20 protein-coding genes are annotated in these 21,638 nt (G+C 35.2%); 4 read left to right on the top strand and 16 right to left on the bottom strand.

Going from position 1 to position 21,638, the window contains the following annotated elements; all coding sequences use genetic code 11:
• Positions 1 to 60: 60 nt before the first annotated feature.
• Positions 61 to 1,998, bottom strand: coding sequence for an SPFH domain-containing protein (locus EK417_RS19480; protein ID WP_136523105.1), 1,938 nt, complete (start codon positions 1,996 to 1,998; stop codon positions 61 to 63).
• 444 nt (positions 1,999 to 2,442) lie between these two features.
• Here EK417_RS19480 and EK417_RS19475 point away from each other — a divergent pair, with 444 nt between their 5' ends.
• Positions 2,443 to 2,880 carry a hypothetical protein gene (locus EK417_RS19475; protein WP_136523104.1) on the top strand — a complete coding sequence of 146 codons (438 nt, stop codon included), beginning with the start codon at positions 2,443 to 2,445 and terminating at the stop codon, positions 2,878 to 2,880.
• A 126-nt stretch (positions 2,881 to 3,006) separates the two neighbouring features.
• Here EK417_RS19475 and EK417_RS19470 read toward each other — a convergent pair whose 3' ends face one another.
• The gene (locus tag EK417_RS19470) at positions 3,007 to 3,807 is read right to left on the bottom strand and encodes a patatin-like phospholipase family protein (protein WP_076595616.1); all 801 of its coding nucleotides are present in this window, start codon (positions 3,805 to 3,807) and stop codon (positions 3,007 to 3,009) included.
• A 282-nt stretch (positions 3,808 to 4,089) separates the two neighbouring features.
• Between EK417_RS19470 and chrA the strand changes: the two genes are divergently transcribed.
• A complete protein-coding gene (gene chrA, locus EK417_RS19465) occupies positions 4,090 to 5,223 on the top strand; it encodes a chromate efflux transporter (RefSeq protein WP_076595615.1) in 1,134 nt (377 codons plus the stop codon).
• A gap of 258 nt (positions 5,224 to 5,481) precedes the next feature.
• Here the strand turns inward: chrA and EK417_RS19460 are convergent, their stop codons facing one another.
• The 3 genes from EK417_RS19460 to EK417_RS19450 form a co-directional block, all read right to left on the bottom strand.
• Positions 5,482 to 5,814 carry a hypothetical protein gene (locus EK417_RS19460; RefSeq protein ID WP_136523103.1) on the bottom strand — a complete coding sequence of 111 codons (333 nt, stop codon included), beginning with the start codon at positions 5,812 to 5,814 and terminating at the stop codon, positions 5,482 to 5,484.
• A 317-nt stretch (positions 5,815 to 6,131) separates the two neighbouring features.
• Complete coding sequence (gene lpdA / locus EK417_RS19455; RefSeq protein ID WP_076595613.1) at positions 6,132 to 7,520, bottom strand: dihydrolipoyl dehydrogenase; 1,389 nt, start codon at positions 7,518 to 7,520, stop codon at positions 6,132 to 6,134.
• A gap of 228 nt (positions 7,521 to 7,748) precedes the next feature.
• Positions 7,749 to 8,012, bottom strand: a complete 264-nt coding sequence (locus tag EK417_RS19450; RefSeq protein WP_076595612.1) for a hypothetical protein — start codon at positions 8,010 to 8,012, stop codon at positions 7,749 to 7,751.
• Between the two features lie 513 nt (positions 8,013 to 8,525).
• Here EK417_RS19450 and EK417_RS19445 point away from each other — a divergent pair.
• Positions 8,526 to 9,407, top strand: a complete 882-nt coding sequence (locus EK417_RS19445) for a hypothetical protein (protein ID WP_076595611.1) — start codon at positions 8,526 to 8,528, stop codon at positions 9,405 to 9,407.
• Between the two features lie 475 nt (positions 9,408 to 9,882).
• Positions 9,883 to 10,764 (top strand): hypothetical protein, encoded by an 882-nt coding sequence (locus tag EK417_RS19435; protein ID WP_136523102.1) that lies wholly within the window; start codon positions 9,883 to 9,885, stop codon positions 10,762 to 10,764.
• 47 nt (positions 10,765 to 10,811) lie between these two features.
• Here the strand turns inward: EK417_RS19435 and EK417_RS19430 are convergent, their stop codons facing one another.
• From EK417_RS19430 to EK417_RS19380, 11 genes are all read right to left on the bottom strand, one after another.
• A complete protein-coding gene (locus EK417_RS19430; protein ID WP_136523101.1) occupies positions 10,812 to 13,475 on the bottom strand; it encodes a beta-glucosidase in 2,664 nt (887 codons plus the stop codon).
• Positions 13,475 to 14,917, bottom strand: coding sequence for an alpha-L-fucosidase (locus EK417_RS19425; RefSeq protein WP_136523100.1), 1,443 nt, complete (start codon positions 14,915 to 14,917; stop codon positions 13,475 to 13,477). The genes EK417_RS19430 and EK417_RS19425 overlap by 1 nt, the downstream gene beginning before the upstream one ends.
• A gap of 50 nt (positions 14,918 to 14,967) precedes the next feature.
• Complete coding sequence (locus EK417_RS19420; protein WP_136523099.1) at positions 14,968 to 15,867, bottom strand: TIGR01777 family oxidoreductase; 900 nt, start codon at positions 15,865 to 15,867, stop codon at positions 14,968 to 14,970.
• A gap of 233 nt (positions 15,868 to 16,100) precedes the next feature.
• On the bottom strand, positions 16,101 to 16,805 hold the full coding sequence (locus EK417_RS19415; RefSeq protein WP_136523098.1) for a YqjF family protein: 705 nt from the start codon (positions 16,803 to 16,805) through the stop codon (positions 16,101 to 16,103).
• A 16-nt stretch (positions 16,806 to 16,821) separates the two neighbouring features.
• On the bottom strand, positions 16,822 to 17,298 hold the full coding sequence (locus EK417_RS19410; protein ID WP_136523097.1) for an SRPBCC family protein: 477 nt from the start codon (positions 17,296 to 17,298) through the stop codon (positions 16,822 to 16,824).
• Between the two features lie 32 nt (positions 17,299 to 17,330).
• Positions 17,331 to 18,143, bottom strand: coding sequence for a hypothetical protein (locus EK417_RS19405; RefSeq protein WP_136523096.1), 813 nt, complete (start codon positions 18,141 to 18,143; stop codon positions 17,331 to 17,333).
• Positions 18,140 to 18,514, bottom strand: coding sequence for a hypothetical protein (locus tag EK417_RS19400; protein ID WP_076595603.1), 375 nt, complete (start codon positions 18,512 to 18,514; stop codon positions 18,140 to 18,142). Before EK417_RS19400 ends, EK417_RS19405 begins: the two co-directional genes overlap by 4 nt.
• A gap of 132 nt (positions 18,515 to 18,646) precedes the next feature.
• Complete coding sequence (locus tag EK417_RS19395; protein WP_136523095.1) at positions 18,647 to 19,309, bottom strand: class I SAM-dependent methyltransferase; 663 nt, start codon at positions 19,307 to 19,309, stop codon at positions 18,647 to 18,649.
• Complete coding sequence (locus EK417_RS19390) at positions 19,302 to 20,246, bottom strand: EscU/YscU/HrcU family type III secretion system export apparatus switch protein (RefSeq protein ID WP_136523094.1); 945 nt, start codon at positions 20,244 to 20,246, stop codon at positions 19,302 to 19,304. The genes EK417_RS19395 and EK417_RS19390 overlap by 8 nt, the downstream gene beginning before the upstream one ends.
• 76 nt (positions 20,247 to 20,322) lie before the next feature.
• The gene (locus EK417_RS19385) at positions 20,323 to 20,961 is read right to left on the bottom strand and encodes a hypothetical protein (RefSeq protein ID WP_136523093.1); all 639 of its coding nucleotides are present in this window, start codon (positions 20,959 to 20,961) and stop codon (positions 20,323 to 20,325) included.
• A 68-nt stretch (positions 20,962 to 21,029) separates the two neighbouring features.
• The gene (locus tag EK417_RS19380) at positions 21,030 to 21,533 is read right to left on the bottom strand and encodes a GbsR/MarR family transcriptional regulator (protein WP_047433713.1); all 504 of its coding nucleotides are present in this window, start codon (positions 21,531 to 21,533) and stop codon (positions 21,030 to 21,032) included.
• Between the last annotated feature and the right edge of the window lie 105 nt (positions 21,534 to 21,638).

Raw genomic sequence — 21,638 nt, 5'->3', positions numbered from 1 at the left:
TACCAAAAGTGTTATAATGAGCTGAACAATATAAATCATTTTAAAACCTTAAAATTTAAGTTAAGAATTGTTATCTGTTTTTTCTTCTGTTACAGCAACAGTTTCAACATTTTTCTTCTGAACCTGCTCCAACAGCTGAAGTCCCAAAAGTCCGCTGATTCCTCCATTGGCAGAATCCCCGTTTCCTCCGATTAATACTTCAGGCATTATTCTTACATTCTGACTGGCTATATTTTCCATTATTTTTAATTGTGTAAAATTATTGCCGCCCATTGCTTCCACAGACAATTTGTAAGATTCCGCATTAGATTTACCGATGGCCAGAATTTTTTCTGCTTCTGCATTACCGGTTAATGAAATCTGTTCAGCGCTTGCCTTTGCCAGTAATTCTATTTTTTCGGCTTCAGCTTTTGCCAAAAGTCTTGTTTTTTCGGCTTCTCCGGTAGCCAGCAGCTTCAACCGGTCTCCTTCTGCGTTGGCCTGCAATCTTACAGAATTGGCATCTCCGGTTGCTTTTTTCACAGATGCATCTGCTATTCTTTCTGCAATCACAACGCCCTGATCTGCCTTTACAATTTCCTTCTGCATATCAGCAACAGCCGTTTCTTTCTCCAGAGCCTGACGGGTTTCCTGAGCCAGCATTTCAGTTTCATAAGTAATTTTCTGCTCTTCTGCCAGTTTTCTGTCTGTTAAGGTTTTCATTAAACTTTCCGGCGGAACAATAGCTCCAATCAAAGTATCAACAGCATTTACATTATATTGCTCCAAAACACTGCTGATGTGGTCTTTGGCCGACTGTTGTCTTTCTTTTCGGGTTCCTAAAAATGCAATTACATCACTGTCCTGCGCTGAGTTTCTGAAATAATTGCCAATAGTTGGTTCTAAAACCTGACTTACAAGATTAATCATATTTCCAAAACGCGCAATTACTTTAGGAGCTTCATAGGTAGGAATATGAATAATTTGTGAAACATCCAGATTGAAAGGGAAACCATCTTTACTTCTTACTGTAATAGTTGAAAGATTTTTATCAAGTTGGTGAGATTCGCTTCTTTCATAAGCCCAGTTCAAGACTAAATTGGTAGTAGGAACAAGCTCAACCTTCATAATATAAGGATTGATAGGATATTTTCCGGGGCCAATGGGTTCCGCCCAAACACCTTTATGACCTTTTTCTACAATATTTCCATGTTTAAAATCAACCCCGCTTAAATCTTTTCCGTCTTCTCCTACATAGCTGATGATTACGCCAACATGACCAATCGGAATTTCCGTCATTTTTACCATTTCCACTTTGGTAAACCAGGGATTCAGAAAATAAGAACCTGCCAGGATTACCTGTTCCTGAAGTCCTTTATATCCTCCGTTATTTAAAAAAGTATCAACATCCTGAAACTTATTATGATCATTGATAATTTTACCCGCAATCTGACCTTCTTCCAAAGGACTTCCTTCCATTGTGGTGATAATTCCGACTGCATTGTCAGGAATTTGGGTCATATCCGTTAATTCTATTTCAAACAGCAGCGTATTGATTCTGTAAGAACCCGGTGCAATAATCGCAGTCTGACGGCCTTTTCTTCCTCCGTTTTTTAAAAAAGCTTCGGCGTCCTGAAAAGAATCACAGTCTACTTTTCTGGCTAAAATCCTTCCTGTTTCCAGTTCTATACCATCTTTTGCAAGCAACAACCCTATTTTGCCGGTCGGGATTACTGTAAAAGGTTGAAAGTCGATAGAATATTGCCAGATCCATTTTCCAAAATAGACTCCCGGAGCTAATGTCTGAGCCTGAAAACCTGCTTCACCGTTGGTTGCGATAATTCTTCCTTCCGGAAGCTCCTGCTTTCCTACCAGCACAAATTTTTTGGTAACCAATCCTATTTTGTCCTGGGGAACAATGATCAATCCAAAGAAAATTCTTAAAATGAATTTGTAAAAAAATATGCACAAAAGTGCCATTACAGCCGGAACCATCCAGCCATGAAAAACTAATTCCATAATTTGTTTTTTGTTTTTTTGATTAAATTTGAAAACAGGGATTGCGCTCTGATCCTTCAGAATATGAAAAAGCAGAGTACGAATTATATAATAATTCTTTCGAAAAAATTAAGAAATTGAGGGAGGAGATGTATTAAAAATCGTGAAGATGATTTCTGATACTTTTAATACGAAAAACTTAAAATTAATGAGTTCCATTTTGATAATAAAGGAACGAGATCCTTTGATGGTACAAATGTACATAAGAAAAGTATTCAGTTGTTTCAGAATTTGATAATATTTCACAAACAAAATGATAATTAACTGAAAATCAACATCATTATTTTTAAGAGCGTCTATACAAAAGTCTTAAGAACTTCTTTTTCAGAACGATAAGTCTTCTCGTTAATGAAAAATGGCTTCATATTTGATAGAGTCTGAAATATTAACCAATAACCACTCAATATGATAAAGCATATTTTATTAGGAACTTTCTGCTTAGTCCAGTTTTCTTTCGTTTATGCCAACGAAGTTCCTACTCCAAAAACAGAAGGTTTTATAACCTCTTCTATCCTTCAGCAGGTCCCGAAGACTGTTATTATCAAAACCAAAAAATTCAAGATCAGAATAGACAAGCAGCCGAATGGCAAGTACCTTTACCAATCCTGGAATGCCAATGCAAAGATCACCGCTAAGCCAAGTATGATCATCAGCGATGGTGAACTGATCCCTGACGGCACGGGAGGAAATTATTACATTAACTTCAATAATGAAGGACACAGCTATCAGATCTGGAGAAATTACCTTACAGATTCTCCGAAAAAAGCGCCTTACACCTTGGTTGTAAATGATGCTAATGATCGGGAAATCGTTCGCCAGGATGGCTATGTGGTGAAAAATTAAGAGTATATAGGCTGGAAGATGGAAGAGAGAGGCTGGAAGTTGATAGTCTCATTTTTAGAATCTACAGTCTTTCCAACTCTCTTATACAATAAAGATCCTGCATCAAATTATATATGCGGGATTGTTTTATGTTCCGGATTGTTTTAATTCTGTAAAAAGGGAGCTTTCTTCGTAGCTTTCTTTAGCTGCTCTGTAACCGATATTGAAAATTTCCTCCAGTCGGTCTTTTCTTCGTTCAAAAGTTCCGTAGGAAGATAATTTCTGGGAAGATATGAACCAGTCACAATAATCAAATTTTATTTTTTCAATCCTGTAGGAAAGAAGGTCGTAAGATCGGGAAACAATTGCTTTGATAGAGTTCAGATCTTTAATTTTAGCTTCATTGGGTGGTGATACAAAAACACCAATTAATTTATCACAATCTTCTCTGATAATGTCCGCTGGAAAATTATTCAATACTCCTCCGTCACAATACATTTCATCTCCAATGATGTAAGGAGTGGTTATACCAGGAATAGAGCATGACGCAATAATAGCATCTACGATTTCAAAATCTTTATCAAAAATCTTCTGGGTTCCGGCAACTAATTCTGTTGCTACAATCTTCACTTCAATATCAAGATCACCTAATTTCATTTCCTGAAAAATAGGTTTCAGATAATTCCTGAAGATCACTGAAGAAACCAATCCCGGCTGATTGAATGTGAAGTGTTTCCAATTGAAAAAATACACAGAATTGAAGAATTCCAGGATTTCGTCCGGAGTTTTTCCGACAGCGTGCAGACATCCTACGATAGATCCCGCACTGCAGCAGGAAAGGATATCTATCTCAATCCCTTTTTCCTGTAAGAATTTTAATACTCCTGCATGAGCGATTCCTTTGGTACCGCCTCCTGATAAAACAAGTCCTACTCTCTCAAAATTCATTGAATAAATGTAAGAAAACAGTCTGAAATAATTAAGTTAATTTTTATAAATATGCTGATTTTAAAATTATTTTAAGAAAAATCACTGTAATCATATCAAAATTCAATCAAAACAGTTTTAACTCCTTAAGCAGTCTGACCTTCAATCTGCTATTAAAGCTTATACTTCTCAAAAATTAATGTAAAAATGATCATGCAGATATTAAATATATACCATAGTTTTTTACTTTTATCAAATCAATTTATAATAAATGATCCTTGTAAAACAATAGTTTAAATTAAAGTGAACAATAGTAATGACTTAAAAGACCTTGCCAAATTATTTCTGAAGCTGGGAATCATTGGATTTGGAGGTCCGGTTGCCCATATCGCTATGATGCAAAAAGAAGTAGTAGTTGAAAAAAAGTGGCTGACAGATCAGGAATTTCTGGATCTTATTGGAGCTACCAATATCATTCCAGGTCCTAACAGTACTGAAATGGCAATTCATATAGGGCGTGAAAGAGCAGGCTGGAAAGGGCTTATTGTTGCGGGGCTTTGTTTTATCCTTCCCGCCGTTATTATTACCGGTACTTTTGCATGGCTGTACAAAAAATATGGCCAGCTTCCCGAAATATACCCTTTCATTTATGGAATAAAGCCTGCTATTATAGCTATTATTTTAGGCGCTGTATTCCCATTGGCAAAAAAATCAGTAAAAACTTTCCGATTAGCAGCTGTTGGTGTAATTGTTCTCATATGTTCTTTTTTTAAAATCAATGAAATAGGATTAATGTTCGGAGCCGGTCTGCTACTATTGATAATAGATTATCTGCAAAAAAACAATGTAAAAAGACTGAACAATTTAATTTTTATTGGGCCGCTGCAGTTTTTACTATCCGATGTTTATTCTCTTCTCAATTTAAAATTATTCTGGATCTTTCTGAAGGTGGGCGCCATATTATACGGCAGCGGATATGTTTTATTCGCCTTTCTGAATACAGAGCTTGTTTCCAAAGGAATTATTACACGCCAGGAACTCATAGATGCTATCGCTGTAGGCCAGTTTACACCGGGTCCGGTGTTTTCTTCAGTGACATTTATCGGATATCAGATCAATGGGATTTCGGGAGCTCTGGTATCTACGTTAGCTATATTCCTTCCTTCTTTCATATTGGTTGCTTTAACAGGTCCTTTCGTCAATAAAATGAGAAATTCTTCAACATTTTCTTCTTTTCTTAATGGTGTAAATGTGGCCTCAATAGCTCTCATTATTTCTGTATGCATCACTATGGGAATTGACAGCATTACCGACTGGAAAACAACTCTTATTGCCTGTGTCAGTATAGCTATCCTGTTCGTTTTTAAAAAACTAAACAGTGCTTTTGTGGTTATCGGAGGAGCGTTACTGGGTTATTTATTATATTTTCTGACGTGAATATGGTATAAACAGTAATCATTTTCCATAAAAAACCACAGATGAAAATCTGTGGTTGTATGATTAATCCTGAAGCTCATTTCTATTCTTATCAATTAGATGTGCATTAAACCTAATAGGTTTTAAAAATTTTAAGCTAACAATTTCATCAGAAATCTCTTAAGAAAACAGAGAATAAACCTAACAGGTTTTTGAAACCTGTTAGGTTATTTTTCTTTAATTTAAAAAAATACATATAATCTGTATTTTATATTTATCTTATTCTAGTTTAGTATCATACAATTGTAGAAGCTCAAGATAATCTTTCTCTGTTTTGGCTTGCTTTAGTTTTTCTGTCAAGTCTAAATCATCTTTAAATAGCTTCTTTAAATTCCGGCTGAAATTATCTAAAAGACTCTCTTCATAAAGAATATTTTTATCCTTATCAACTAAATAATTCAAAATTTGAATACCTGGTGAAAGAATAGAGTTATTAAAGGCTTTATACCAATTTATATTCTTTCCCTCATAAACTACTTCAACCAGTCCTTTCTCTTTAAGAAATTTATCTGTTGATGCAAAATATTCATGCTTCTGCTGATTCTCATCCAAAATTTTAATATATCTTACTTCATTAATGGGAACCTAAGTTGTATTCCCTTTTTCATCCATCATTTTCATTTTAAATAAAACAGTGGCAAATGAATATTTTTTATTGGTATACATAACCCGTATTTCTCACCCTAGCCCTTAGAGTATCTCCGGAATTTTTTAAAACATATTCTGTTGGAAAATACCTTTTGTTTTCTTTTTCTTGAGAAAAAATGAAGGCAACACAAAGGATTGCTAATAAAAAAAATATTTTCTTCATGGTTAATTATTAAAAAAGCCCAGAAAAATCTGAGCTTTTATATATCTAAATTAATTGATTAAATGTGAATCACCTCACCGTAAGCCGCTGCAGCAGCTTCCATAATCGCTTCAGAAACCGTAGGGTGCGGGTGGATAGATTTGATGATCTCGTGACCTGTAGTTTCTAATTTTCTGGCAACAACAGCTTCAGCAACCATATCTGTTACTCCTTCACCAATCATGTGGCATCCTAACCACTCACCGTATTTAGCATCGAAAATCACTTTGATAAATCCGTCTGTGTTTCCGTTTGCAGTAGCTTTACCACTTGCAGAAAGAGGGAATTTACCTACTTTAATTTCATATCCTTTTTCTTTAGCCTGCTTTTCAGTAAGACCTACAGAAGCTACTTCAGGATGGCAGTAAGTACATCCAGGGATATTGCCATAGTCGATTTTTTCAACATGCATTCCTTTGATTTTCTCAACACAAGTGATTCCTTCTGCAGAAGCTACGTGAGCCAACGCCTGAGTTGGGATGATATCTCCGATGGCATAGTAACCAGGTACTGAAGTTTCATACCATTCGTTCACTAATACTCTTCCTTTATCTGTCTGGATTCCAACCTCTTCTAAACCGATGTTCTCGATATTAGCAGCAATACCTACAGCAGATAATAAGATATCAGCTTCAAGAGTAATGTTTCCGTTAGCTGTTTTCACAGTAGCTTTTACTCCTTCACCAGTTGTATCAACACTTTCTACAGAAGCGTTTGTCATGATCTCGATTCCTGTCTTTTTCAGAGATTTCTCTAGGTGTTTAGAGATTTCTTCGTCTTCTACAGGTACGATGTTTGGCATAAATTCAACAACAGTAACTTTAGTTCCCATTGTGTTATAGAAGTCAGCAAATTCTACCCCGATTGCCCCTGAACCTACAACGATCATAGATTTCGGCTGCTCAGGAAGAGATAATGCCTGTCTGTATCCGATTACTTTTTTACCATCCTGTGGTAAGTTTGGTAATTCTCTTGAACGGGCTCCTGTAGCGATAATGATATGAGTACCTGTATATTCGGTTACTTTTCCTTCTTTATCTGTAACAGAAACTTTTTTACCTTTCTGTACTTTTGCAGTACCAAGAATTACGTCAATCTTATTCTTTTTCATCAAGAATTCGATTCCTTTGCTCATTTTGCTGGCAACACCACGGCTTCTCTGAATTACATTCGGGAATTCAAAGCTAGCCTCCACTTTATTCAAACCATAATCTTCCGCATGGTTGATATAATGAAAAACCTGAGCAGATTTCAATAAAGCTTTAGTTGGAATACATCCCCAGTTAAGGCAGATTCCTCCTAAATTTTCTTTCTCGATAATTGCGGTTTTGAAACCTAATTGCGCTGCTCTGATCGCAGTAACATATCCACCAGGACCACTTCCAATGACAATAATATCGTAATTCATTACTTTAAAAATTTTTATGCGAATTTAAGGAAAAATATTGGATGTTTAATGTTTCTGCAAACTGATCTTAAAATGCATCAATAAAGCTATTTTTATTCAATTTTAAACAAAGAAAGAGAATACAATACGCATTCTCTTTCAATAAATTTTGTCTTATACTGAAAACTCATCAAAACTTAAAGTATAAAAAACGGCTTTTCAAATTTTAATAACCGCAAAAATACTGTATTATTTTGCCTGTTTAAGTAATCGTTTTTCAGCCGCATATCTTTCATTCAGAGCTTTCATCTGATCTCTTTTCATCTTTTTGGTAGCAAGCGGGTGATTAAGGATCAGTTTTTTCTCAGTATTGTATTTTTTGGTAAGTTCCTGCATTTTAATATTTACCAACTCACTTTTTGAAGGATGTGGAGGCGGTGCTGGATGTTTCTGAGCTGAAACATTCATAGATAAACCTAATAACAATACTGTTGAAATTAATAACTTTTTCATAATGTTCCTATTTTTGAATGGTTTCAATTAATTCGATATTATTTAATGAAATTCATTCCGGTTCACAATAAATCTTGCATATATCATACCAAGATTTATATACAATAAAATCTGAAAAAGAAAAAACAAGAAATTTCTGCCAACATTTATTATTGCAGATGTTTATCACCGCCTATCCTGCAGATATTATCTTACTTCATAACTTGATTAACCTATCCCTTTTAGTAATAATAGATTCGACAGGCTGAGCCTGACAATGCTTAAAAATTTGGGATGGTATTGGAGTTTTCAACCTGAGCCGGTCGAAAGTCTATCAATAAGAAAACCTTTGTTAATCATTAATCTCGTGTATTAATTAAAGGAATAAGTTAATAACTTGAAATACTCTGCCGATTGCTTTAAGATTAATCACTCATTTTATATCACTAAATATTGTATTATATGCATAGCAATTATTCAATATTTAGTGAATTTTATATATTTTTTTTTACATTTGTATAAAAACATCGCAATATGAAAAAATATATTTTGATCCCTTTATTGGGGGCTTTACCCTTAATGGGACAGGTTGGGATTAACACCCCAAATCCTAACAGTACTCTCGCTATCAACGGCTCATTAAGAGCCGGATATACCCAGATCACGGACACAAGTTATAATATTCTTTCAACTGATCATTACATTACTTATAATGGAACAGCTGATGCTACATTTACTCTTCCTGTCATAGGAACGGGAACTGCAAGTTATACCGGAAGAATTTATAAGATTAAAAATATCTCTGCGAATGCAATTACTCTCAAGGCTTCCAGTGGTAATACCTTAAGAATTGACAATACACCGACTGCTTCTTTTGTCATTCCTACAGGGGCTTATGCTGAAGTAGTCAACAACAGTAATACGAGCGGAGGAACATGGGATTTATCTTTTACAGTTCTTCCTAAGCCGAGTAACGTAGAAATTTATGGTACTCAGCTTTCCATTCCTCCTCATGCATTAGGAGCATCAGCTATTTCTGACTGGACCAATCATTCTAATACAGCCTATGATACCGGCTCAGGAAAGGACAGATGGTGGGTGGTGAGTAAAACATCTGTAGATGGAACTCATACTTCTACCTATTCCAATGCAAGCAGAATGACCATTGTCTACGAATATCAGGATACTCCTTTCAATGTCACCAATATGTATCCTATTCTCACACCAGGAAATAACTCAAGTTTTCCAGATGTATTTACAGGATCTTTTGTAAGTCTTGACAATAATGGTAATGGTGGTAAAACCAGACTTACGGTATCTGTGGCCCGTGTGGATCTTATAGGTAGTAATGGCTCCAATAATGGTAACTGGGCAGGAACTTTCTTACTGAATGTTTTGTTAGCCAGAAAATATTAATATTTTCAAGAATAAACATAAAAAGAACAGAAATTTCTGTTCTTTTTATGTTATAAAATCTATTTTTTAATACATTTATGACTCTTTTTAAAGAAGCACTTATGAAGACTTCTGCGGAAAAAAATTAAAGACTGCTTCTACCAAAGAAGTCGGAAGATATTTTAAGAGCCAGTAAACTTACCCTGCTTCCGGAAACTAATATTCATGTGAAAGAAAATCTGAAAAAGGTTGAAAAAAATAAAAAGCCGTCTCCTATATTATTAGTTAGAGTACAAAATGAATTGATCATTGCAGATGGTTATCACCGACTGTGTTCCAGCTATTATCTTACTGAAGATTTGGAGGTTCCCTTCAGATTGATTTAAGTAATTATCAAAAATACCTCCTTCCAATAAAAGTGATTTTTCCTAAAATCCGCTTTAAATATTCATTTTGGTTGTTTTTTTTATCTTTGTATAAATTAACTTTTCATTATATGAAAAAATACATCTTTATCGTTTTATTCGGAGCTGTTTCCTTAAATGCTCAAGTAGGTATTAACACAACAACACCCAACAGTACCCTTGCCGTAAATGGTTCGTTAAGGGCGGGCTATACTCAGATAACTGCTACAAGCTATAATATCCTGGCTACTGATCACTACATCACTTATAACGGAACGGCTGATGCCACTTTCACCCTACCTGTAATCGGAACCGGAACAACCAGTTTTACCGGAAGAATTTATAAGATTAAAAACATTTCTCCGAATGCCATTACATTACAGGCTTCCAGTGGAAATACTTTAAGAATAGATAACACACCGGTTTCCTCTTTTGTAATTCCTACAGGAGCATATGCTGAAGTAGTCAACAACAGCAATACTTCCGGAGGAACGTGGGATTTATCTTTTACAGTGCTTCCAAAACCGAGCAACGTAGAGATTTATGGTACGCAGCTTTTTATTCCTCCTCATGCGCTTGGAATTTCAGCTACTGCAGACTGGACCAATCATACTAATTCAGGCTATGATTCTGGTACTGCAGCTGACAGATGGTGGATCGTGAGTAAAACATCTGTGGACCGGGCTCATACTGCTTCCTACTCCAACACAAGCAGAATGACGCTTGTTTATGAATACCAGGGAACTCCATTTAATGTTACGAATATGTATCCTATTCTTACTGCGGGAAATAACTCAAGTTTTCCCGATGTGTTTACCGCATCATTTGTAAGCCTGGCTAATAACGGTACAGCAGGCAGAACCAGACTTACCGTATCTGTAGCCCGTGTAGACTTTATCGGTACAAACGGAACCAATAACAGTAACTGGGCGGGAACATTCTTATTGAATGTCCTATTGGCGAGAAAATACTAATATTATAAAGATATACAAAAAGAGCAGAAATTTCTGCTCTTTTTTTGTTATAAAACTTCAATATTTTGTTTTAGTGTAAGATTCCTGGATGAGTTACCAACCATGATCCTGTAGATTCCTTTTTCTACAGCCCATTTCATTTTTTCATTCAGAAACTGTAAGTGCTTTATGGGAACTTCAATAGTAACAGATTTTGATTCCCCGGGCTGCAGTTCTACTTTCTGAAATCCTTTGAGCTCAATTACAGGTCTGGAAACGGAAGCAAGTATGTCTTTTACATACAGCTGAACCACTTCATTCCCCGCTTTTGACCCTGTATTTTTCACATTGACTTTAGCCACAATGGTTTCGTTTTCTGAATATTGAGCCTTGTTCAGCTGCAGATCAGAAATTTCAAAAGAGGTATAACTTAATCCGAAACCAAACGGATACAATGGCTCACCACTCAGATCATAATAGTCATTTCCTCTTCCTGTTGGATGATGATTATAAGTTAAAGGAAGCTGCCCTTCTTCAGCAGGAAATGTTACAGGTAATTTTCCTGAAGGATTCTCTGCGCCAAAAAGTGTTTTTGCAACGGCATTTCCGCCTTCTTCTCCCGGATACCAAATGTCTAAGATCGCTCCTACTTTATCTTTCCATGCTGTTGTCTTAATGGCCGATCCGCCTACTAAAAGAACGGTAATTGGCTTATTTAATTTTGAAACTTCATGAATAAACGCTTCCTGGTTGCCTGGTAAACTCAGTGATGCGCGGTCCTGAAATTCGCCTTCATGAATTCCGGCTGTTACAAGAATGTAATCTGCTTTTTGGGCAAGATCTAAAGCTTCGTTAAAATCTTTCTGATAATCGTACAAACCATAGTTCCAGATCAGTTCCAGATTGGCTTCTCCACGATTTTCATGAAATTCAATCTTAAGATCATATTTCTTTCCTTTTATAAAGTCCACAGGTATTGATTTTGTAGAATAGCTAAGCTTTTCCCATTGATCAATCACTAATTTCCCATCCAGGTATAGCCTGAAACCATCATTTCCACGCAAGCCTATCAAATATTTCCCGGAATCCGGGGCTTCCAGTTTTCCTGTCCAACGAATACTATAATGATCAGGCTGCAGTTTTTCCGGATCGGGAGAGTATAAAGTCCATTTGAAACTGAGGTTTTCATCCTGCCTTCCAAAAGCCGGATTACCTTTTAAATCGGGATTAGCGAAATAATATCCTGTTAATCCCTTTTTATTTTCAGAAGATAAATATTCATTTGAAATTGTGGTGAAGTCTTTTACATTCCAGTCAATTCCTCTTGAATACGCAACTTCAGTATCTGTATTTTTTACATAATTTTTAAGACCATCCAGAATATTTATTTTTTTGTTTCCAGGCCCTGAGTAACCACCTAATCTTGCATCCACAGCATCTGTTCCCACTACAAGAATTTTTTTAACATTTTCAGGAACAGGAAGTGTATGATTATTATTCTGAAGCAAAACAAAAGATTCTGCAGCTGCTTTTTCTGCCAAAGGTTTATGATTTAGTTTTTTTAATTCTTCAATTTCCTTAGCAGAAACATAGGGATTTTCGAATAGTCCAAGTTCAAATTTGGCTCTCAATACTCTTGAGACGGCATCGTCTATTCTTTCTTTAGAAATTCTTCCATCTAAGAAGGGAGGAATAAAGAGTTGATAATGTTTATATTCTGTCTGAAAAATGACATCAAGTCCGGCATTGATAGCCTGTGCAGAGGCATCATCATAATCTTTTGCCGTAAAATGCAGAACATTTGCTCCACCCACTGCACTGGCATCACTAATGACAAAGCCTTTGAAATCCCAGTCTTTTTTTAATTTTTCAGTTAACAGCCAATGATTGGCGGTTGACGGTCTTCCATCAAGCAAATTATAAGAAGTCATCACAGAAAGGCTTTTTCCTTTTGTAAAAGCGTTGTAAAAAGGAATCAAATGAGTTTCTTCCAGATATCTTTTGCTCCAATGAATCGGGTATGAATCTCTTCCACCTTCTCCTACATTAGCTAAAAAGTGTTTAGGCGTGGTAATAATTCCCATATTTTCAAACGAAGTGACAAAGCTGACTCCCATTACGGAGGCCAGAAACGGATCTTCACCGTAGGTTTCTTCTGTTCTTCCCCATCTCACGTCATTTGCAAGGTTGACCACTGGTGTCAGAATCTGACGGATTCCTCTTAATTTTGATTCTCTGGCAATTGCTGTTGAAATCCTATTCATTAATTCAGGATTGAAAGCAGCAGCCAGACCTATTGCCTGCGGAAAAGCGGTAGCACCTTCCCGAACCAATCCGTGTAACGCTTCATCAAAAGGAATAATGGGAATTCCCAGCCTTGATTCTTCTACGAAATATTTCTGAATGGCGTTGATCTTTTTCACAAGTATCTCTGCATCTTCACTGGCATTGTATTTCAGCAGCTGTCCTGCGGCTCCGCCTCCCTGATTTCCTGCGCTTACCTGCAATCCGAAAATTCCGTGGGAATATTGTCCTTTCGGAACGTTATCCAGATCTCCGGGAATCATAAAACACTGCCAGAACTTCTCCTCCGGAGTCATTCTCTTCAACAGATCCTGAACTCTGGCTTCGATGGGTTGTTTGGGATCTTTATATAGAGGTTTTTGGGCAAAAGTAATCACAACATTCAACAATAATGCGACTCCAGCAAGTTTAAAACAAATGCATCTCATTATTGAACGATTTGAATTACAGTTGAATATTTTAACTGAGATCTTTCTTTCGGCAAATTAATTTCAATTGAATTACCTGATTTTTTCCATTGAATTTTCTTTGACAAGCCTAAAACTTTCAAAGATTTTGGTTTAAAATGATCAGGAATTGTAAAACTTAACGTTGATGGAGATTCATAATTTGTTTTTTCATCCAAGTGAAAAATATTCACTGTTTTTCCATCTTTGCTTTGTGTATAATAAAAATTTCCGTCGTGATAAGGCGCAATGCTTCTGGTTGCAAAAACAGCGGACTGATTTTTTTCCATCCAGCCGGAAATTTGCTGTAATCTTTCGTATACAATGGCATCATAATCTCCGTTAGGTCCGGGTGCAATATTCATGAGGTAATTTCCACCTCTTGAAATGATTTTTACCAGGGTTTCAATGATCTTCTGGGAGGTCTTATAGTTATCATTGGGAACGTAAGAAAAAGAATCTCCCATGGTGATGCAGCTTTCCCAGGGAATGGAAAGAGCATGTTCCGGAACTGCCTGCTCAGGAGTGACATAGTTTTCCCATTTTCCCGGAACGGTGCGGTCTACAATGATTATTCCCGGCTGATTTTTTCTCGCCATTGTTCCTATTTTGTCCATATCAATGTCCTGTTCTACTTTGATGGTGCGCTGCCATTCTACTTTCTGGTCTATGGTGTGAAAAGGGCGTACCCAACCGCCGTCTAACCAAAGAATATCTATTTTCCCATAACGGGAAGTAATTTCATTCAGCTGATTGAAGGTGAACTTTTTAAAGTTCTCCCATCTTTCCGGATATTTCCTTGGATCATAATTGACATTTCTGTCTTTGGGTGGAAAATAAGACCACCAATAATCATCGGAATGCCAGTCTGGCTTAGAAAAATAGGCTCCGATTTTAAAGCCTTCCTTTCTGAACGTATTGAAAATTTCTTTCGTCACATCAGATTTTGGATTTTTTGAAAAAGGGGTTTTGGAAGAAGTGATTTTATAATCTGACTGCCGGGTATCAAACATAGCAAAACCATCATGATGCTTGGTGGTAAAAACCACATATTTCATTCCAGCCTTTTTTACGGCATCCGCCCATTTCTGAGGATTGAACTGGGTTGGATTGAAAGTTGTCTGAAGATTTTCATAATTCTTCACATATTCGTAGTAAGATTTTCCATGTTCAGGTTTTCTCTGTGTCCATGATTCATCTTCCGGACATAAGCTCCAGCTTTCAACAATTCCCCACTGGCTATAGGTTCCCCAATGCATAAACAGCCCGAATTTCATATCCTGCCATTGCTCCAGATTCTGGACTACCAACGGGTCTGTGGGCTTCTGATAGCCTTCTGATACATTATGAACTTGTGAAAAAGCGATTGAACTTATTAAAAAGGATGAAAGAAAAAAGGGTTTTATTTTGGATATAACCAGCATATGGAATAGTTTTCCGCTAATTTAATTATCCTTTGGGAAACCCGCAAACATTAGGATTCCAAGAGATTAAGAATCGCTTCATCAAATTCGGGATATAAAAACTTAAATCCGCTTTTTATAAGTTTTTCAGGATACACATTTCTGCTTTTTAGGAGTAATTCGGTTTCTGTTTTCATGAAGAGAGATGCAATTTCCAGCTGCCAGACAGGAGCATTGAGTCCAAAAGGCATTTTCATTTTATTTCTCAGTTTTCTCATCATGTTTTGATTGGAAAGAGGAGCCGGTGCGGTTATATTCACTGTTCCTGAAAGAGTCTCGTGCCGAATAATCCAGTCCACTGCTTTACAAAAATCTTCAATATGGATCCAGCTTACCATCTGAGTGCCTCTTCCCTGCTTTCCTCCCAGGCCCAGTTTTGTAATCATTTTCAGTTTTGGAAAAGCTCCACCATTTTTTCCCATAACAATAGAAGTCCGGAGAGCAACTTTTCGTATTTCTTCATTTTCAACTTTAAAAAATTCTGTCTCCCAGCTTTTGCAGATATTCATAGAAAAATCGTCACCGATAATTCCGTTTTCTTCTGTATTGATATGTTTTTCAGAATGAACATAAATAGTTGCCGAACTGGCATTCAGCCAAATTTTGGGTTTTTCAGAGCATTGATCTATGGCTTTCTGTAATATTCTTGTGCTCTCGATTCTTGAGGAGTAGATTTCATTTTTATTTTTCTCGTTATAGCGGCAGTCCACAGATTTTCCTGTCAGGTTAATGAGAACATCTGCTTTTTCGAGGTAATTTTTCCATTCACCTATCGTTTGGGCATCCCAAAGGATTTCATTTTTATGTTGGGGATTGCGAGTAAGGATATAAACTTGATTTCCTTTTTCTGTAAAGTGTTTTTCTAAGTTTTCGCCGAGAAATCCGGTGCCTCCGGCTATGATTATTTTCATTTTTTAAGGTTTAAAGTTTGGAGTTCAATGTTTAAGGTTTTCCCACAGATTTCACAGATTTTCACAGATGATTATGTTGTATTTTCCTTGTGCATATTTGTGAAAATATTGGTGATATTTGTGTTTAAAATAATTTGTCACAACTATTATTGGAGAGCGTTTTTTTTCCCACAGAATGCACAGATTTTCACAGATTTTTATGAATAGACAAGATGTTTTAATCTCTTCATTTTTCAGCTGATGTATTTCTTTATTTTGACTTGTATTTCTGAGCCTTCGGCAAGCATTACGGAAATAGGTTTTTGTTGATTCAGGCATGTAAAATCATTTCCATAGATCTTTTGAAAATCAATTTCTAAATGATGTTCTTTTACAGGGTAACAATCCCATTTTGGATGGCATACTTCGTATTCTGAAGTTGTATCGTCTTTTTTTGTAAAACCAAAATAGTGTTCTGTGATAAATTCAAATTCTGAGTTTTCTTCCATTGGTTTTGCAGTATTTTCGGCTGTAATCTGGATAGAATGCCAGCTTTTATCTTTCCATGAATACCGGATCTGGAGTTCATCTCCTTTTTCATCAATCTGATTTTTCATCGGCATGGTATGATAATTTTCTTTATATATGGAATTGGCCACCAGACTTAAAGCAGGTTTTGGAACAATTTCTTTGATAAACACCACTCCTCTTTTCCAGATTCCGTTTTCTTTTTTCTTTACATAAAATCTTAGATTCACTTCCTCAAAATTGCGGTGAAAAGGGATCGGTAAACCCAAAAGTCTGGTATTTAAAAACATAAATCCCACCAGACTTACGTAGCATTTGCCTTTATAAAAATCGAGTTCAGTTCCTTTTGGAAGGTAAGGCTGCAAAACTTCAGGATTGATCTCGTAATTGATGATGGCCAGTTTTCGCCATTCTGCTTTTAAAAAGTTCATCACTCTGTTTTTTAGGTTAAAAAATCGCAATTCCGTCACGGACAGAAGATTCTGCAATGGTTTTGATCATTTCATTTCTTCGGATCAGAAAGTTTTTGAGATAAGTTCTGAGGAAAACAGCATTAAATAACTTTCCAATAATGCCCAACGGAGACTCAAATTCGAAAATATCTGTCATCAACGTATTTCCGTTTACAGATTTAAAAATATGTCGGTGACGCATAGATTTGAATGCTCCTTTCTGCATGACATCAATAAACTGAAACGGTTTTTCCATGCTGACAATTTTTGTAGTGAGATTTTGATAGACTCCCAGATGTTTTGCCCGCCAGGTTACGGTTTCATTTTTTTCAATCAGTCCTGAAGTACGTCCTGCAATGGCTTTTTCATGAGATATAGAAGTGGATTGCTGATGGAGATCGATATTTCTTGCCAGATCAAAAACATAGTGAATATCTGCTTTGATGACTGTATTTAAATATATGGTTGACATTTTTTAATAGGTTTTAGCGATTACATTTTAATTTATATAGTTGACAGAATAATTATTACTAATGCTGTTATTCTAAATAATATCCATGAAATGGTCGGAAGAAAATTCAACTTTAGTATGCGGCATCTCCTTATATGTTCCAGAAACATGATCAATATGACAATTCCAAAATATATCATATAAAAAACAGGAGTAAAACTGATTATCAGCGCAGGAATTAACAGTAAAGTTCCGATTAAAGAAACAGTCATCATATTTCCGAGATAATCCCAGATTTTATCTTTGAGATAAGTTTTTAAAAAGATAGTCTGCCAAAGGATCTGGCCAAGACAAACGGCAAATTCTCTCACGAAATTTCTCTCTAAATTCAAGTTCAGTTTACCAGAAAATACACTTAAGATATATGCCGAAAAAATAACAACAAAACCGATGTATGCAACTCTGTATTTCAGGTTAAAATCCGGTACACAGGATCGTTCTGTATGGTCTTTTTGAGAAGGAATAATCTGTTTCCGGTTATAAGAAACGAAAGAATACAGCTTTTTGAAAAACCAATACAAAGGCTTCATTCTTGCTGTTTTCTCTAACACTGGAAAAGAGTTTCCTATGATGAGAAGAAGACTGTCTAATCCATACACAACTTCGTTTCTGTTATGATCTATCAATGCAATCTCATTCTTTGCCCGGTTGAAATCTATCAGGGTTTTATTTCTCAATGTGATTTCTGTAAAGGCTTCTCTTCCCTCTTCATCCAGCATTCCGCATTTTGTAAAACCTTTGGAATACAGATTACACATTGGACATTCATTGTCGTAGATCAAGGTGTGATTTTTGAGCGTTTTCATAGTCGTAATTTATAGGGTTCATAACTGTTGTAGCAATCATACACATAGAGAATGGCCATTATCGGAGTATAAAGCAATGAAAGAAGCAGAAATATGCCTATGAGAGCCATTGTGAATTCATTATAAATTTTTTGATCAACCAGAAGCAGACATATCCAGACCGGCATGATGGTTAATCCATATACTCTGAACTCAGATGTCTGTTTTAGTTTAAAAAATAACCTGATCAGATAACTTATCAATTGCGCTCCTCCAACCCCATAGTAGAATTCTATAAACTTCCAGTCTTTGTAATGCATTACAGCACCTACGATACAGACTATGAGAATGATCAATTGGATAAAGTAATCGTATTTTAGAAATGTTTTCATGGGGAGTATTATTTAAAGTGATCCTTTTCTTCTGAAATAAATAATCAGGAATAAGTGAATGATTAAATTTTTCATAATTATTATTTATTTAAAATTTTCAGTAATTTTTGAAATTTGGTTTCAAATAAAAAACTAGTTTCTTTTCACATGAAGAATTTCAACCAGATCCAGATATCTCATGTGCGATATGATGGAGAGTCCGTTTTTGATAAACTGATCTTTAAGATCTTCCAGGCTTTCATTTTTATTGATATAATGGAACAATTTTCCAAATTCATTCCCAAAAACCTTTGTCACAAGAACCTCTATATACCATTTCACACAATTGAATCTCCACTTTGTTTTGGGTTTCACAAATTCTACAATGATAATTTCACCTTTCTCATCAATGATATTTGAAAGTTTATCTGCAAAAATCGGTTTCTGGTCTTCTTCTATCGTCTTTGTCCCGTAAGAGCAAAGGATAATATCCATAGAATGATCGGGAATCTGGCTTTCGAAAAAATCGTTCCGGATCTGTTGTATTGACAATTTATTTTTGAATGTTGCAGCCAGTTTCATATGCATTGCTGATGAGAAATCCAGTGCTACAATTTCTGTATTATCATTGTGAGCCTGTATAAATTCTAAATTTTCTCCCTGCCCGCTCATCAAATCCAAAACTCTTTTATCCCCGTAGCTTTTCACCTTTTGAACAGCCATTTTCCTAAACAGTCTGGTAAACCCTAAAGATGCAATTTCATTAATATAATATCTGGGTTGCAGATTGTCAAAATATTCTTGCAGATCATTCATTTTCAGATTGTATTTTTATAGATTGTAATACATGGCTTTGCATTTTATCAATGATATAGCCGGACCATTTTTTCCAATACCAGGTAGGGGCAATTTTGTAACTGTATTTTGTTTTTGCAATTATCTTTGTTCTATTTTCTGATAGCTTGTCTAAAGTAATTTCACCATATTTTACAATAAAATAATCATGTAAATGTTTTGCATTAATATCTTCATAAGGTGTTATTTCTTTCATTGGAACAGTCTGATTTTCCAAGGAGAATTTCACTTTCCTATTTTCAATAAATTCATTGATATTAAGTTGTAAATCATCATTATTGGTCTGACAGCTATAACCTAATTTTCCGTTTTCATTAACAAATTTTATATTCTTTGGATAACTGACTCCTTTTTCAAACAGGATAAAATCAGGAGTATTGAAATTGATTTGTGTATTTAAAAGTTCCCAAACTTTTTCATTGGAAGAATTCACAATCATTTCTGTTGTAATAGTTTCCTCTATGGGTTTTGTATAGGTATCGAAAATATAAGATGCGGGATTGATAAAAAGAATAAATACTATAACACTTCCGGTATGTCGTTTTTCGTCAAATACTCCTATAATAAAGCCAATATTGAAGCCCACGAACATCGCAAAGCCAATAAATGGAATAGCCATAATAATACAAATAGCTCCTTCCACGCCAGCTCCTATTAAAATAAGAGAGAAAATGACTAATCCCAAGACTATTTTTAAGATTGTCTTTAAAACGTTCATTAATCCGATTTTTTTAAAATACTTTACATACCCAATTATAAATCCAATAGAAACCGGAATGGTGAAGAACATTGTCACTCCATATTCACCTTTGACAACGAGAAAAAACCATACGGCAAGAATTAAAACAACAGTCAGAAAGAGACTTAAATAGAGATAACGTTTAAAAAAATTCTTCATGATATTATAAATTTTATATTTTCAGTAATTTTTGAAAGTTAAATTAAAATAAAAAAGGATTTTCATCCAGATTTATTTATTGAAGTTTATTATTCTTTATGAAATCTTTCAAACCCATCCAGACAGAAAATTCACATGTTCCATCATGAATGGTATCAGATATCCCTTTATGATAGAAAATATATTCATCTCTGGTGGTACAACCTCCATTTTCAGGAATTTCTCTTATCTTATTTTCGGTTTTTACAAAATACGCCCAAATTGTTTTATCGATGGGTTTCAAACTTCCATTTTTTCTACGGATAAAGTATTTATTTTCTTTGTTAACTATTTCTATTGAATCTTTTTTCAGATGAAAACATCCTCTGGATTCGAATACTAATTTTGCTACTGAGTTTTTCAAATTTCCAAAAATTGATTTTTTATTTTTCTTTATCAAAAGATCAGGATTGATAGCTATTCTGTATGTTTTGGAATCATCTACACTTATTTCTTTATTTATTGTTTCACCAAAAATACTTTCATAGACAAATGAATATTTCCCTTCTTTTATACTGTCTAATTTTATATTTTGATCAAGCGAAACAGCAATTTCTTTAGGTTCTAAAATTTTAAAAATTTTCTCATCTTTATAAATTTCAATTTTATAAAGATCGTGTTGCCTATAATCATACGCATCGGAATTTTCTATGTGAATATCAAAATCTGCATTCACATTCTTCTGACAGCCTATCATAAAACTTAGAAAACCTAATAAGAAAAGATTTCTCATTTTTTGAAAATTTATTTCAGCAGATTAGTAATCTTCCCTACCAGCCAGTGGTCATCACTTTTTATCGCCAGATCCATGATATTGTTGATTTTTCCGGTGACAGAGCTGAAATCATTCATCAGCTTGATAAATTCCTGAGCTTCTTCCGAATCTTTATCCTCAATATTCTTTAATTCTTCAAGAAAGGAAATGACAGGTTCTATCTCTCTTTTTCTGCGTTCTTTGGTAATTTGCTTGAACAGATACCATACATCTTTTTCTGCTACAAAATATTCTTTACGGTCACCTTTTACAAATTCTTTTTTCACGATCCCCCAGTCTATCAGAGCACGAAGGTTCATATTGGCATTTCCTCTTGAAATCTCAAGCTGCTGCATCACTTCATCGGTAGACAGGGGTCTTCCGCTAGCCAGAAGCAATGCATGCACCTGTGCCATCGTACGGTTGATTCCCCAATTGGTAGCAAAGGTTCCCCAGGTCTGAATGTATTTTTCTTTTGCTTCTGAAAGTTGCATCTTGTTCTGTTTTAATTTCTATAACAAATATAATTATATTTTTTGAATTTTCAATAATTTTTGAAAGTTAATTTTAAAAATAAAACAGACCTCCTTAGAATGTCT

The sequence above is a fragment of the Chryseobacterium candidae genome, from assembly GCF_004916905.1.
Taxonomy (GTDB): Bacteria; Bacteroidota; Bacteroidia; order Flavobacteriales; family Weeksellaceae; genus Chryseobacterium; species Chryseobacterium candidae.
This window is presented reverse-complemented; position numbering and strand designations above follow the sequence as displayed.

Excerpts from the sequence above, each read along its gene's own strand:
- EK417_RS19405 (WP_136523096.1), bottom strand. The coding sequence starts at position 18,143 with ATGAAAACGCTCAAAAATCACACCTTGATCTACGACAATGAATGTCCA.
- EK417_RS19480 (WP_136523105.1), bottom strand. The coding sequence starts at position 1,998 with ATGGAATTAGTTTTTCATGGCTGGATGGTTCCGGCTGTAATGGCACTT.
- EK417_RS19445 (WP_076595611.1), top strand. The coding sequence starts at position 8,526 with ATGAAAAAATATATTTTGATCCCTTTATTGGGGGCTTTACCCTTAATG.
- EK417_RS19450 (WP_076595612.1), bottom strand. The coding sequence starts at position 8,012 with ATGAAAAAGTTATTAATTTCAACAGTATTGTTATTAGGTTTATCTATG.
- EK417_RS19410 (WP_136523097.1), bottom strand. The coding sequence starts at position 17,298 with ATGTCAACCATATATTTAAATACAGTCATCAAAGCAGATATTCACTAT.
- EK417_RS19415 (WP_136523098.1), bottom strand. The coding sequence starts at position 16,805 with ATGAACTTTTTAAAAGCAGAATGGCGAAAACTGGCCATCATCAATTAC.
- lpdA (WP_076595613.1), bottom strand. The coding sequence starts at position 7,520 with ATGAATTACGATATTATTGTCATTGGAAGTGGTCCTGGTGGATATGTT.
- EK417_RS19395 (WP_136523095.1), bottom strand. The coding sequence starts at position 19,309 with ATGAATGATCTGCAAGAATATTTTGACAATCTGCAACCCAGATATTAT.
- EK417_RS19420 (WP_136523099.1), bottom strand. The coding sequence starts at position 15,867 with ATGAAAATAATCATAGCCGGAGGCACCGGATTTCTCGGCGAAAACTTA.
- EK417_RS19390 (WP_136523094.1), bottom strand. The coding sequence starts at position 20,246 with ATGAAGAATTTTTTTAAACGTTATCTCTATTTAAGTCTCTTTCTGACT.
- EK417_RS19380 (WP_047433713.1), bottom strand. The coding sequence starts at position 21,533 with ATGCAACTTTCAGAAGCAAAAGAAAAATACATTCAGACCTGGGGAACC.
- EK417_RS19470 (WP_076595616.1), bottom strand. The coding sequence starts at position 3,807 with ATGAATTTTGAGAGAGTAGGACTTGTTTTATCAGGAGGCGGTACCAAA.
- EK417_RS19400 (WP_076595603.1), bottom strand. The coding sequence starts at position 18,514 with ATGAAAACATTTCTAAAATACGATTACTTTATCCAATTGATCATTCTC.
- EK417_RS19430 (WP_136523101.1), bottom strand. The coding sequence starts at position 13,475 with ATGAGATGCATTTGTTTTAAACTTGCTGGAGTCGCATTATTGTTGAAT.
- EK417_RS19425 (WP_136523100.1), bottom strand. The coding sequence starts at position 14,917 with ATGCTGGTTATATCCAAAATAAAACCCTTTTTTCTTTCATCCTTTTTA.
- EK417_RS19435 (WP_136523102.1), top strand. The coding sequence starts at position 9,883 with ATGAAAAAATACATCTTTATCGTTTTATTCGGAGCTGTTTCCTTAAAT.
- EK417_RS19475 (WP_136523104.1), top strand. The coding sequence starts at position 2,443 with ATGATAAAGCATATTTTATTAGGAACTTTCTGCTTAGTCCAGTTTTCT.